Annotated in this window: 13 protein-coding genes and 2 pseudogenes; 9 read left to right on the forward strand and 6 right to left on the reverse strand. The window is 42.0% G+C overall.

All coding sequences use genetic code 11. The annotated features are described in order from the left end of the window. Positions 1-3: 3 nt before the first annotated feature. Together FU659_RS09620 and FU659_RS09625 are read right to left on the reverse strand one after the other, a co-directional pair. A complete protein-coding gene (locus tag FU659_RS09620; RefSeq protein WP_147947374.1) occupies positions 4-1,554 on the reverse strand; it encodes an ATP-dependent nuclease in 1,551 nt (516 codons plus the stop codon). Further along, positions 1,517-1,879 (reverse strand): ATP-dependent nuclease, encoded by a 363-nt coding sequence (locus tag FU659_RS09625; RefSeq protein WP_147947375.1) that lies wholly within the window; start codon positions 1,877-1,879, stop codon positions 1,517-1,519. The genes FU659_RS09620 and FU659_RS09625 overlap by 38 nt, the downstream gene beginning before the upstream one ends. 238 nt (positions 1,880-2,117) lie before the next feature. On the opposite strand from FU659_RS09625, the gene FU659_RS36975 reads away from it, so the two are divergent. From FU659_RS36975 to FU659_RS09655, 7 genes and pseudogenes are all read left to right on the forward strand, one after another. Further along, positions 2,118-2,483, forward strand: a complete 366-nt coding sequence (locus FU659_RS36975; RefSeq protein ID WP_261807726.1) for a JAB domain-containing protein — start codon at positions 2,118-2,120, stop codon at positions 2,481-2,483. Between the two features lie 16 nt (positions 2,484-2,499). Further along, positions 2,500-2,721: pseudogene (locus FU659_RS36980) on the forward strand (JAB domain-containing protein). Positions 2,722-3,125: 404 nt separating this feature from the next. Further along, positions 3,126-3,479, forward strand: coding sequence for a helix-turn-helix domain-containing protein (locus FU659_RS09635; protein WP_147947376.1), 354 nt, complete (start codon positions 3,126-3,128; stop codon positions 3,477-3,479). A 96-nt stretch (positions 3,480-3,575) separates the two neighbouring features. Beyond that, positions 3,576-4,133, forward strand: a complete 558-nt coding sequence (locus tag FU659_RS09640) for a hypothetical protein (protein WP_147947377.1) — start codon at positions 3,576-3,578, stop codon at positions 4,131-4,133. 285 nt (positions 4,134-4,418) lie between these two features. Then, the gene (locus tag FU659_RS09645) at positions 4,419-4,910 is read left to right on the forward strand and encodes a lecithin retinol acyltransferase family protein (RefSeq protein ID WP_147947378.1); all 492 of its coding nucleotides are present in this window, start codon (positions 4,419-4,421) and stop codon (positions 4,908-4,910) included. A 212-nt stretch (positions 4,911-5,122) separates the two neighbouring features. Continuing rightward, the gene (locus tag FU659_RS09650) at positions 5,123-5,650 is read left to right on the forward strand and encodes a site-specific integrase (protein ID WP_147947379.1); all 528 of its coding nucleotides are present in this window, start codon (positions 5,123-5,125) and stop codon (positions 5,648-5,650) included. Positions 5,651-6,038: 388 nt separating this feature from the next. Then, positions 6,039-7,004: a cation diffusion facilitator family transporter gene (locus FU659_RS09655; protein WP_147947380.1), complete on the forward strand. Its 966-nt coding sequence runs from the start codon at positions 6,039-6,041 to the stop codon at positions 7,002-7,004. Between the two features lie 191 nt (positions 7,005-7,195). Here the strand turns inward: FU659_RS09655 and FU659_RS09660 are convergent, their stop codons facing one another. Continuing rightward, complete coding sequence (locus FU659_RS09660) at positions 7,196-8,125, reverse strand: LacI family DNA-binding transcriptional regulator (protein ID WP_147947381.1); 930 nt, start codon at positions 8,123-8,125, stop codon at positions 7,196-7,198. Positions 8,126-8,266: 141 nt separating this feature from the next. Here FU659_RS09660 and FU659_RS35320 point away from each other — a divergent pair, with 141 nt between their 5' ends. Next, a complete protein-coding gene (locus FU659_RS35320) occupies positions 8,267-8,407 on the forward strand; it encodes a hypothetical protein (RefSeq protein ID WP_187274040.1) in 141 nt (46 codons plus the stop codon). A gap of 132 nt (positions 8,408-8,539) precedes the next feature. Beyond that, complete coding sequence (locus tag FU659_RS09665; RefSeq protein WP_147947382.1) at positions 8,540-10,129, forward strand: stalk domain-containing protein; 1,590 nt, start codon at positions 8,540-8,542, stop codon at positions 10,127-10,129. 84 nt (positions 10,130-10,213) lie between these two features. On the opposite strand, the gene sdhB is transcribed toward FU659_RS09665, so the two are convergent. From sdhB to FU659_RS09680, 3 genes and pseudogenes are all read right to left on the reverse strand, one after another. Beyond that, on the reverse strand, positions 10,214-10,978 hold the full coding sequence (gene sdhB, locus FU659_RS09670) for a succinate dehydrogenase iron-sulfur subunit (protein ID WP_147947383.1): 765 nt from the start codon (positions 10,976-10,978) through the stop codon (positions 10,214-10,216). Between the two features lie 2 nt (positions 10,979-10,980). Then, positions 10,981-12,743, reverse strand: a pseudogene (sdhA, locus tag FU659_RS09675) (succinate dehydrogenase flavoprotein subunit). 16 nt (positions 12,744-12,759) lie between these two features. Then, positions 12,760-13,413, reverse strand: a complete 654-nt coding sequence (locus FU659_RS09680; RefSeq protein ID WP_147947384.1) for a succinate dehydrogenase cytochrome b558 subunit — start codon at positions 13,411-13,413, stop codon at positions 12,760-12,762. Positions 13,414-13,651: the final 238 nt, after the last annotated feature.

The raw sequence follows: 13,651 nt of genomic DNA on the forward strand, positions 1-13,651 counted from the left end.
TCCTTAGACTCCTGTCACATAATCTATAGCATCAACTAAATACTTTAGGTAAATGTCACTTCTGATAACTTGTACTTCCTGAATTGTGAAACTACGTTCTTTCAAGATTTCAGAAAAACATTGAGCTACCACAGCTTTTGAAATGTATTTTTTCAGAACTACATCTCTCACTATATTTGAAGCTAGTGTAAAAGAGTCGTAGGTATTCCATTCATTTATCTTTTTTTCAGCTTCCGTTAAATAATCACTGATTTTTTTGATTTCTTTTGCTTCTTTTTCATCTGTCAAAGCTTTATCCTGATTGATATAATCTTTTGCCATTAAAATTGCGGCAAATAATTCTTTTTTTAAACAACTACAAGCCACATCAAATTCAAGAGTCCACTCATGAGAAATAAAGGCGTTAACATTATCATCACTATACTTAAGTTTCTTATCAAATCTTGTTGTTTGCGGATGTCTGTCAGGAAGCATAGTAATTGTATCAGTCTCTTTATCGACCTTGGATACCTTCTCGTCACAATCGGAAATAATTGCAACTGGTAGTAGCATTTTAGGTACAGAATGTCTCACAAATATTTTTGAATATCTCAGCATTGCAGTACTTCCTACATTGACAATTGAAACTCCGTTTTTAGCGAAGGATTTCCCAAGTTTATCGGCTAGAGTCGGCAGTAATAGGTTCTCCGCGTCTCCTTCGACGATAATAATCCCTTTTGCAAAGAATAAATTTGCTTTGGTGGAATCTAAGAATCTTTCTAGAAATCTATAGTCGCCACTATGTAGTTTAGTATTGCCTTCTGCTAGAGAAAAGGCCTTGCCTTCAGCAAAAACTATCAAGTTATTCAATTTTATAATCGAAGCTAATGTAACGCTGTGTGTCGTTAAAAGTATCTGCATTGGAGACTTACTGTTCTCACTTAGTTCTTGCAAGTAATCTATGACTCTTATCTGGGCTTGAGGGTGTAAATGAGCCTCTATTTCTTCAATTAGTGCGAGATTAATACCTTCAGTTTTTTCAATTTGTAAAAGCAGTAACTCCGCTGCGATGTATAATTGATTAAGAGAACCTAAACCTGATTTCGTAGTGACAAGTAAAAGATCAATTTTTTCTAAAATCATTTTAAGGTTAACCGCAGCTAATTCAATGTTTGAACGCAACAGGTTTTTATTGTCAGAAAATTTGGATAAATAAGTATTGATTGATCTTAATATTGTTTTTTCATCACTAGTCAATTCGTCGTAATCGAAGTATTCCTTTATTTTTTGATTTGCATCTTTAATAATTTCAACTAATCTGTGCTCATCCCCCACAGAGAATTCTGGATGCGAATTTAAAATTTGAGACAATCGTGAATTCCGTCTAGCGGCAAGTTCATTTTCCGCATCTCTTAGAGGCTTAAGGTAAATTGTTCTAAGTAGATCGCGTGCTTTACTATGAAGAATCTGTCCTTCACTATCACTTCCTGCATGGACATCTTCAATTAATATCTTCCCTTTAGCATCTTTTTCGCACCTAAAACACACGAAGACTGTATTCTTTATCAGAATCAATTGAAATCCATTCTAAGAAATCTTTGGCCTGATTTATAGTAAACCCTTTAAAAACACATTCAATTTTCAATTCGTTTGAAGTATCATGAAAATCTTCTTTTTCAAGTCTGGAATATTCTCTACTTTGAGTTAACAATACAAATTTAATTGCATCTATTACTGTGGTTTTTCCAGCATCATTTTCACCAATAAGTACATTAAGACCTTTATTCAAGACGAGAACCAATCCAGGTTCACCGGCGCTTCCTTGACCAAACTTCCTAAAGTTTGTAATTCTCACTTCTGAAAGATACATATATGAACGCCCCTCAGTAGAAAAATTCATTTACACTATTAGTTACACTTCGACATTTTCCGGCATTTTCCTTTTTTAGAACTATAAAGATGAGTCGTTAATCCCATTGAAAGAAAGTAATATTAAACAAATGAAATCTATATTATATCCCTGATACCTAGGCATGATAGGTAGTCCTCGCGAGAGGCTCACATGCAATTACCGGACACATTCAAAACGTGTCCGGCTCTTTGTTTTTCCAATCTTTAAAAATCAGGAGGAGTATATTATGAATGATTATCACAAAGAAGAATTGAAAAGGCTGATATCGGAATCTTTGAGGGAACGTCCAGACAGCTATCTTATTCAGCAATTATTTGAGCGTTTCCCGACTAAGGCAGAGTTGATGGACGTTTCAGAACAACAGTTACTCAGCATAAAGGGGGTAGGAGAGAGCAAAATGAGACAGATCACTGCACTGTTGAAGCTAGCAACTACTCTTACAATTCCAACACAAGGTAAGCCCATCATTCGCTGTCCTAAAGATGCATTTGAACTTCTGGAGCCTGATTTCAGACATTTGAACAAGGAACATTTCATATGTTTGTTTCTTAATACCAAAAATCGTGTAACCTTTAAGGAGATCTATCGGTAGCCTTAATGCTGCTATTGTGCATCCACGCGAGGTATTCCATGCGGCGCTGAAAAGATGTAGCGCCTCGATTCTGTGTGCGCACAACCATCCAAGTGGGGACTCCACTCCTTCACAGGAGGATATCTAATTAACACAAAGGCTCGTCAAAGTCGGGGAACTTATTGGTATAGAAGTGGTTGACCATCTCATTATCGGGGACAACAGCTATGTTAGTTTAAAGGAAAAGGGATTGATGTGATCGCACTTAGATTCCCTCTTGAGTATCTCCCAAAAAAAGGGTATGGTAGCAGCGGTAGCAGTTTTATTCAATCCATAATAATTTGCAGACTCGCAGCATTCATAGCGAACTACACAGCCGCAAAGACTCTGATCTTTGCATTAGCTGCCAATAATATCAAACATTTTGACGCAGACACAGACAATAGTACAGATTTGTGAGATGAAATTTTCTTTCTCATGCTTTCTGGCTGTTGCCTCGTAGTAGGCGTCTTTTTTGTTGTCAAAAAAAGGAGGAATCGTACATCTAGCCATCAATTCAAACAAGATAATCACTAGAGCTTATTTATAAGCACTTTTTTAATGGACATATCATATTGAGGCTTACAAAAGGAAAGTCTATCCTTTTTATAGAGGTGAGAAAACTTGAGTACAATACAAAATATTGGAGAAAAAATACGAGTTCTGCGGCTCCAAAAAGGATTGAGTCAAGAACAATTGGCTCTTCATGCCGGACTCAACACGTCTTATTTAGGCCAAGTTGAGCGAGGCGAGAAAAATCCGACGATTAAAACGCTAGATAAGATCGCATGTGGGCTTGATACTTCAATTGAAAGCTTGATCGCTAGTTCCGAACAGAGGAATAGTTCTTCAAAGGACAAGAACGCAGTACTGACAGTACTAACGTCCGACGATCTCAGACAACTTATCATTGATACGATCAAGAATAACGTACCTGATTCTCACTCTGGCTTTTCCAAATGCAATGATGACAAATAGAAATTACGTGCGAGGAGGCGCGCGCATCTAAGAAATGTGCATAACTTAAAGTTGAAGTAATAACAACTCATTATTTTTGATAGAGGAGCTGCTTATATGCAACCTGAAACTAATGAAATCAGTGTAACCACAAGCGAATCTACCCCATTAACTATTCAACTTGAGAACCCCATGAAAGCATTCAAAAAATTGTATCTTATTCTAATTTTACTAGGAGCAATTGCTTTTGCCGCTATGGGAGGTGCAGTAGGATGCTTGTTCGGTGTTGTTATTGGATGGGCGGCAGCCTACCTTTCAATGCAATTTATCGCAGGAGTAAAATTATTTAAACTGAATTATAAGGAGCATCAACTTCTGAACCCAATTACGGATGAGCAGTTATATCAATATCTCTCAACCTCTTTTTCTCACCCTGACCTCAAAGTAGAAAAAGGTGTATTTGGAGTACGCTTCGTTTATAAGAGTACAACAGCGCACAGAATCAAAATCGACCATAAGGACAAAACATATTCTATCGTTTCAAAATTGACAGCAAAAAAGCGTATTTTCAACAGACACAATCCTGGAGTCACAGAATATACAAACACCTACTCTGTTACACCTATTCTACTGAAAGCAGTTGAAGAAGCGTCAAAGGCTGTAGCCAAATCTTGAGACGCTTATATACTTGAAAATAGAAGGTGATTACAATTATTGGAATATATGCAATGCTAACCATACCGTTTGGTTGGGCACTGATAAGCAGATTGCAACGCAATGTTACCGTGTTTACAACAATCTCAAACTACATCGTCTATAAGATTATTATATCTACGTTTATCGGATGGGCAGTTGCTCCATTTTACTTAATCTTTTTCGTATTCAAGATGATACGTTGGATGATAAGATCCGGTAGATCGAACAAAGCATAATATCTTGAAGGGGAAGGGAGAAGACTGTATGAGTGAATGGCTGATATCTATAGTTGAATCTATCAGGAACCATACTATGACAAGAGAAAATCTTGAGCCTTCATACGGCTCCGTCATTTATACGGAGTTAGGATTCGGAACAATGGAGCATTCTGGTATTTATATGTCAGATGGCGAGGTCATTGATTTAAGCGGAAATGGTCATATTCGTAGAGTGAGCTTAAAGGAATTTACAGGGCATATTACGACATTTAACCACGAAATCTATGTTCCTTGTTATCCTGATTGGGATGGCACAATAAGTACGTCTATGGCTGGCTATCGAGCAAGTGAAAAGGTTGGAGAAAGCCGGAATTATAAGCTTGTCATGGATAATTGTCACCAGTTCTGTGCTGGCTGCGTCACAGGTGATTTTGAGAATGCGAGCAATTTCCTGTGGATGCTCAAAGATGTGGTGCAGCAAGAGCATGGAGAAAGGGTGCTATGGAAAAAGTGGGATTGGAAAACGAAATACAATTAATCGACTCATTAACCACAAGGAGAAAATCTTAATGGTAGTTTATATTGCTCTTACCGTTATAGCATTAGTAACTTGGTTCTTTCCAAGATGGAAGCGATTTTACTTGTAATAGCAAACCTGTTCATTCCTGACCCTTTACCCTATGTCGATAAGGATGAAGCTAAAACTTTTCTAAAAGCCATTGATGGTCATAGACTTGAGATTATTTCGTATTGGCAATTCATTGCGGGATGCGGATGGGTGAAATTCGTGCTTTGCGTTTTTCAGATATCGATTTAAAAAGGGGTATTATTTCCGTGAGGCATATAATGGATTCGGAAAGGAACTTGCAAATTGGTACTAAAACAAATGCAGGGAACCGCTCTATCTCCCTCTCCCCTCTACTAATTAATGAATTAATTAAAAGAGTAAAGATTATTGCAAAAGAAAGAGAAGCAGCTGGTGATAATTATCAGGATCTTGGCTTCTTGGTATGTACTAAAATAGGTAAACCCTATTTAAAGAAAAACTGCCGCGATATATGGATCAGGCTTCTTGAGAAAACAGGCTTGAGGCAGATCCTCTTCCATGATTTAAGACACACTTGTGCTTCGCTGTTATTAACTTTGGGGATACACCCCAAAGTTGTACAAGAAAGGTTGGGACACTCAAGTGTGCAAATAACCCTTGATACCTATTCTCACTTAGCACCCAATATGCAGCAAGAAGCAGCAAATGCACTACAGAATCTTCTCGAATAACCATTACAATCACTAAATTTAACGCAACCCTACCAGATTCCTACCAGAACTCACTTTCAAAGCTTACAACATCACCCCTAAGCCCCGTAAACCCTTACTCTACAAGGGTTATTTGTCATATACAAAAAAAAGGAACCCAGCCAACGGGGCCGGGTTCAAAAGTTTATATTAAAAAGGGGGTCTTGTTTATTATAATACCTCACCAACATTATGAAACCATAACAGGAATATTTCAATTACATTACAAATAAGAAAGCGCTTTTAATCTATTGCCAGTATTTTAGGTTGCACGTTCTCGACCTCTGACATATAATAAGACTACCCTTAATTAGAATTATTATAAATAAGAGAATCATTCTCACTAGACACTTAAAAGGAGGGGAACCGTATGGCTGTTGAATACGACTTTCACCATTTGCAACATGTTAAGGATCAATCCAAATCGAGAAAAACGTTATGGGTCACTTTGATTTTGACGGCCTTTTTCACGATTGTAGAAATCGTGGGGGGCGTGCTTTCTAATTCTCTGGCACTGCTTTCGGATTCTGCACATATGATTTCGGATGTTATCGCTTTGGGTCTAAGTATGATTGCATTGCGATTAGCGACGCATCAGCCGAATGCAAGATTCACGTTCGGTTTCCTGCGATTTGAAATTATTGCTTCATTTCTAAATGGGTTAGCGCTTTGTGTTATTGCTTTAGGTATTTTCATTGAGGGAATTCAACGTATCATTCACCCTCAGACTATGGAACTTGGGCTCATGTTAGGTATTGCCATCATTGGTTTCATCGTCAATCTCGTTCTCACGCTTGTGCTTCATAATAGCGTTAAGGAAGAAGATAATCTCAATGTTAAAAGCGCGCTGTGGCACTTCTTTGGAGACTTACTCAGCTCGGTAGGTGTCATTGCTTCTGCGATTATCATTTATTTTTCCGGTTTACTGTGGTTTGATCCATTAATTTCTATGGTGATAGGCGGTATTATTTTTATAGGTGGCAGCAAAATCATCCGCGAGTCTTATCTGATCTTGATGGAATCGGTACCTGAACAATTCAATTTGGATGAAATCCGCGCAGAAATTGCTCTCGTTGAAGGCGTAGAGGATGTGCATGAAATGCATCTATGGGCTATTTCAACGAATCATTACTCGCTAACCGCTCATGTGTTCATCAACCCTAATATCCAACCGTTCTGTGTTATTTTGGCTGTTAATGAAGCACTTCAAAGCAAGTATGGCATTACGCATTCCACCATCCAAATTGAACATGCCAATATCAATCCTCACGGCGAGTATGGCAAAGAGTTCCTTAAACATAGGGATGAGATTCATCATAGAGAGCTGCTCACTTAAATAACTAGCCTTTGCCTTAGAAAAGAAGACCGTTCACTCTTCCATAGAAGAGGATAACGGTCTCTTTTATATGGTCGTGGACTTGCGTACGATCATGTCTAGATCTATTAGCAGTTCGTGCCCTTCCACTTGGGTCAGGCGTTTTTCAAGCAGTTCAGCGCTTTGCTGATCTAATTCCTCGCCAATTTGCTTCATAAGAAAAGAAGCAACAAGACTAGTTTGCAGGTCGACGGCATGTCGAAGCTCGTAATGGAAGGATAGCTAGCCCTCGAATATAGTTCGTTGTCCATGCCAATCAGTTGTATATCCTCAGGCACACGTATCCCGCGGGCGTGGCATAACGCAAGGATTTCCAACGCTAACGCGTCGTTAAACGTGTAGATTCCAATGGGCCTCAACTCTCCGCTTAACCTCAGAGCCTCATCCAACGTGCCTTCGACGCCGAGCTCTCCGGCATCCAGCAGCGCATGTGAAACCGCATCCGTCTCGCGAATTCCCGCCATAAACCCATGAATGCGTTGTACGTCCGCACCTAGTCCTTTGCGCCTGCCTGCATATATGACAGAACGGCAGCCACGCTCAAGAAGATGTCGCACAGCCTCGGTGGATGCCTTAGCGAAATCCAAGTTAACGGCCAACTTAACCATATCGCCCGGCCAGCCCCAGCCATTAAAGATGACAAGCGGCGTGCCTTCTCCAACCAATTTCTGCGTAGATTCCATACTCATCGCCAAGCCATGGCTGACGAGTCCATCCACTCTGCGCTGAAGCAGGAACTCCAAGTGCCTCTGCTCAATCTCCGGGTCCATCCCCGCCGCTGAAAATATGGACAAATGATAGCCAAAGCGATGAACCTTCTTTTCCAATTCTTCCGCAAATCGGCCATAATAGCCGCCAAAATGGGGAATGATCAATCCTAATTCATAAGATCGACGCCGACTGAGATTCGTTGCCATCACATTACGACGATAGCCTAGATGTATAACGGCTTCTTCCACTTTGCGAATCGTTTCCGGTGCCATCGGCACTTTCCTGCGATTAAGAACATTAGACACTGTTGCTATGGATACACCGGCTTCCAAAGCAACGTCTACAATCGTCGGTTGTTTGCTTTTGTTCATAAGAACTCCCTCACTCTTGAAACGCTTTAACTTATTCTATCGAGAAGCAAATGTCTCGTCAAATCCGAGAAGCCTGCGCGAGTTCGCTTTATTTCGCTATGCTATTATGAAACTATTCTTATTCAAGGGAGAACGCGCAGCATGTGGTTTATCGCAGCAGTCGGAAGTGCGATTTTGTTCGGTCTTACAGGCTTTTTTATGAAAGGTAGTCAAATGCGCAAAGGCTCCACACCGCCGAATACCCCTATTCTCTGTTACCGCTATTTGCAATGCATGGGTTAGTTGTTGTTGTTCGTAAAACTTTGATATAAATTTAATATATTGGTAATTTCACCTATTTTTTATGCTATAATCGCAGATAGGATAAAGGGAATTATTACCAAATTTAAGTTTATTGAGGAGGAACACATTTTCATGGCATTTAATTCTAAAACACACCAACTTATTAAAACAGCAGCAGCCGTCACGTTGGCGGGCATTTTGACCATGTCAACCGGGTTATTGCCAATGGCCCTGGCCGCGGAAAAAGAGTCCTCAAATAGTTCGCACACACCCGTTCAGGTTGTTACCGGATACAGGGCATCAGCTTTATTAGATGACAAAGGTGATGTCTGGCAATGGGGAAGCAAGTTCGAAGTGAAAAATGGAAACACCGTGATATTCCCAGGCACTCCAACCAAAATGGAGGGTCTTAGTAACATCATTGATCTATCTCTTAGCAATACGAATGCAATGGCTGTAAAAAATGATGGTACGGTTTGGCTGTGGAGTAGGTATATTCAAAATAAAGACGAGACGGTTACATCCTTTTATGATAAGCCTGTTCAAATCACTAGATTGAAAAATATCGCCAAAGTCTCTAACGGCGCAGGATTATCAGCCGCATTAGCGAAAGACGGAAAGGTTTGGGTACAATGGATCTTTCCTACTTCCTCAAACTTAAAGGAAACCATGAATGTGGTGGCAACCGCTCCAGCCCCCCGCGTCATTGAAGGTTTGGACAAGGTAGTGGATATTTCGACTTCGAACAACTCAGAAGTCATCATTTTAAAAGAAGATGGTACGGTTTGGAACTGGAGCGTGACTGAATCTTCATTACCATATTTAGATTCCCTTCAGACCATTCAAGCCATACAAGTGTCCGGATTATCCGATATCGTTAAGTTAGCACCTGGAACAGGCGCCATACATCATCTCGCTTTGAAAAAAGATGGCACCGTATGGGCCTGGGGGAGTAGGTTAAAAGAAGACGTTAATAGCTCAGCAAATAAGCCCTTCCAGATTGCCGGACTTACCGATGTGACCGCATTGTCTGCGGGCCGATGGGATAATGTGGCCGCAAAAAAAGATGGCTCTGTCTGGACATGGGGTTGTAAAGAGCTTTTAAGAGCAGACGATGCCTGCAATTTTAAAGCTCCAATAAAAGTCGAAGGACTTTCGGATATTGTTTTCGTTGCTCAAGGGGAAGAACACAATGCGGCCATTAAAAAAGATGGAACCCTATGGATGTGGGGAGACAATCGGTTTGGGCAATTGGGTGTTGGCCTCAACAGTGAAATTCCCATCCATAATCCCAATGAAAAAAACGTAGATGCTGAGCAATCAAGTAGTATCAAGGTTACAGTAAATGGTCGCCCCATCACGATGACTGAAGCACCCGCCTATATCGATGATGCCAACAATTTAACTTATGTTCCTTTACGTTTCATATCTGACGCACTGGGTGCGAAGATTGACTGGACATCCAATGACGAGCCCATTATCGCTACAGTCTCACAACCACAGCCGCATCAAGTGAAAATAAAGCTAAATGAGAAGCAAGCAACGATCGACGGCAAGGCAGTCCTGCTCGACGGCGTAGCGCAATTATCCAACGGTCACACTATGGTGCCGCTGCGTGTTATTAGCGAAGGACTAGGGGCAAATATAACCTGGAATTCCATCTTGCGGAGCGTAGATATCACTTTGCTGGGAGCACCGGTTCCAACAGCTGCTAAACCATAAAGCAAAAAAACTAAATGAGAAAATAAGAAAAGCCCGACACCCTGTCAGCAGACAGGATATCGGGCTTTATTGTTTGGATAATTCTTACACGCCTAACCATTTCTTGAACAAATGCTTCGTTGTATCAGCATTCAACGCTGCAATGGAAGTCGTAAGCGGAATGCCTTTCGGACAGGAGCGTACGCAGTTTTGCGAGTTGCCGCAGCCTTCGATACCGCCATCTGTCATCAACGTATCCAGACGCTCGTCTTTGTTCATTTCACCTGTTGGATGAGCATTGAACAAACGAACCTGGGAAAGCGCTGAAGGCCCGATAAAGGAGTTTTTGTCATTTACGTTCGGACAAGCTTCCAAGCATACGCCGCATGTCATACATTTAGAAAGCTCGTACGCCCATTGACGCTTCGATTCGGCCATACGAGGACCTGGTCCAAGATCGTAAGTTCCGTCAATCGGAACCCATGCTTTAACCTTTTTCAAAGCGTTGAACATGCGTCCACGGTCAATTACGAGGTCGCGCATAACAGGGAACGTGCTCATTGGCGCTACACGAATCGGCTGTTCCAGTTTATCCACGAGCGCTGAACAAGCTTGGCGCGGCTTACCGTTGATAACCATCGAACAAGCACCGCAAACTTCCTCAAGACAGTTGGATTCCCAGCAAACAGGCGTTGTTTTATCACCTTTAGCGTTCTTTGGATTACGTTGCACTTCCATCAAACCGCTGATGACGTTCATATTGGAACGGTAAGGAATCTCAAACTCCTCAACATAAGGTTTTGAATCTGGACTCTCTTGACGAGTCACGATAAACTTCACTGTTTTTTGTGCGCTTAGTGTCTCCGCCATGATTAATGTCCTCCCTTTTTCTTCTCCGTCGAATAGTCACGTTTACGTGGCGCAATCAAAGAAACGTCGATCTCTTCGTAGCTGATTTTCGGACCATCCGGCGTCCAATCGGCAATGGTTGTTTTCATGAAATTCTCATCATCACGCTCGGTAAATTCCGGCTTGTAATGCGCGCCGCGGCTCTCGTTGCGCATTAACGCGCCAAGCGTCATCGCTTCCGCCAACTCGAACATGTTCCACAGCTGACGCGTGAAGGCAACCCCTTGGTTGTTCCAACGAGCCGTATCCGTGATGTTGATGTTGTTGTATCTTTGTTTCAAATCTTTGATTTTACCGATTGTATCTTCCAAACGGTCGTTGTAACGAACAACCGTCATATTCGCATTCATCATGTCGCCAAGCTCTTTGTGCAGAACATAAGCATTCTCTGTGCCGTTATTCATTTTGAGCAAGTTTTCATAACGGTCCACATGACGTTTCTTCTCACGATCGAAAACGATCGAGGATGTGTCGTCCGCATGCTTCTCTAAGCCGCGAATATACTCAACCGCTTTAGGACCGGAAACCATGCCATCATAGATCGCCGAAACAAGGGAGTTTGCACCAAGACGGTTTGCACCGTGATGCTGATACTCACACTCACCCGCAGCGAATAGGCCTGGAATGTTCGTCATCATGTTATAGTCAACCCAGATGCCGCCCATCGAATAGTGAACCGCAGGGAAAATTTTCATTGGGATCTTGCGCGGATCGTCACCCATGAATTTCTCGTAGATTTCCATAATACCGCCGAGCTTAATATCCAGCTCTTTAGGATCTTTATGAGAAAGATCGAGATAGACCATGTTCTCGCCATTAATACCAAGCTTTTGGTCTACGCAAACGGAGAAAATTTCACGAGTCGCAATATCACGCGGCACCAAGTTCCCGTATGCCGGATATTTCTCTTCAAGGAAGTACCAAGGCTTACCGTCTTTATAGGTCCAAATGCGTCCACCTTCACCACGCGCAGACTCGGACATCAAGCGAAGCTTGTCGTCTCCAGGAATCGCTGTTGGATGAATTTGAATCATTTCACCATTCGCATACTTAACGCCTTGTTGATAGACTGCGCTTGCTGCCGTACCTGTATTGATAACCGAGTTCGTTGTTTTTCCGAAAATAATACCAGGGCCGCCTGTTGCCAAGATAACTGCGTCAGATGGGAATGTTTGAACTTCCATGCTCCGCAAATCTTGAGCCGCAATACCACGGCACACGCCTTCGTCATCCAGAACGGAACCGAGGAACTCCCAGTGCTCGAACTTCGTAACGAGACCCGCTGTTTCCCAGCGGCGAACTTGCTCATCCAAAGCGTACAACAACTGTTGACCAGTCGTTGCGCCCGCGAATGCAGTACGGTGATACTTGGTTCCACCGAAACGGCGGAAGTCCAGAAGACCTTCTGCGTACGGTTAAACATAACGCCCATCCGGTCCATCAAGTGAATAATCCCTGGAGCTGCATCACATAATGCTTTAACAGGCGGTTGATTTGCCAAGAAATCTCCGCCATAAACTGTATCATCAAAGTGCTCCCACGTGGAGTCGCCTTCACCTTTGGTATTCACCGCACCGTTAATGCCGCCTTGCGCACATACGGAGTGGGATCGTTTCACAGGTACCAAGGAGAACAATTGCACATGAACTCCGGCCTCTGCTGCTTTAATTGTCGCCATGAGTCCCGCAAGGCCTCCACCAACGACGATGATTTTCGAATTAGCCATTTCTGTTCACCCTCCCTTAATGCCCCGAATGTGCTTCTACCGGAACCGAAAATTCCGAGCCTGTAAAAGCGACCAAAGACATAATAAACATCACGGACATCACAACGAATAAAGCCATCCAAACAATGGAAGAGTAACGTTGTGCGCGTGGTCCAACTGTAATACCCCAACTAACCAAGAACGACCAAATTCCATTACAGAAATGGAAGCTTGCTGAAACAACACCGATAACATAAATCGTAAAAATAACTGGATTCGTTGCAATATCGTGCATTGTTCGACCGAGATCTTCATGCGCTACATTGCCTAAAGCAACCTGTAAACGCGTTTCAAAGAGATGCCAAGCAACGAACAAGAAAGTGATAACGCCGGTCACCCGTTGAAGCATAAACATTTGATTGCGGAAATACCCATAGCTGGACACGTTATTCCGTGCTTGATACGCCACATACAGCCCGTAAACGGCATGATAAAGAAGCGGAAGCCAAATCCCCACGATTTCCAGGAGCAGAACCAATGGCAGACCGTTCAGCCAGTTAATTTGATCCACGAAGGCTGCTGGTCCTTTGGTTGCTTCATAGTTAGTGAGCAAATGCTCAATAAGGAAGAAGCCCACCGGAATGACACCTAGCAAAGAGTGGATCTTTCGAAAGTAATACGAATTACCCATAATGTAACCAATTCCCCCCTCAACAAAATTCATAAACTAACATCTGACATGTTTAGACAAAACAAGCCACATACCATTCTACTCTCGCCGCAAACGAGCGTCAACCCATAATCATCCACGCCTATTTTGCGCCAAAGCAGTGAATGAATATACACGGCCAGCCAATAATTGTGAATAAAAAGTGACATGTACATCGTACCTCTTTCGCGCTTATAATGGAAGTGCCGTTTTTTTATAT

The sequence above is a fragment of the Paenibacillus sp. N3.4 genome, from assembly GCF_008017805.1.
In the GTDB taxonomy this organism is placed as follows: domain Bacteria; phylum Bacillota; class Bacilli; order Paenibacillales; family NBRC-103111; genus Paenibacillus_E.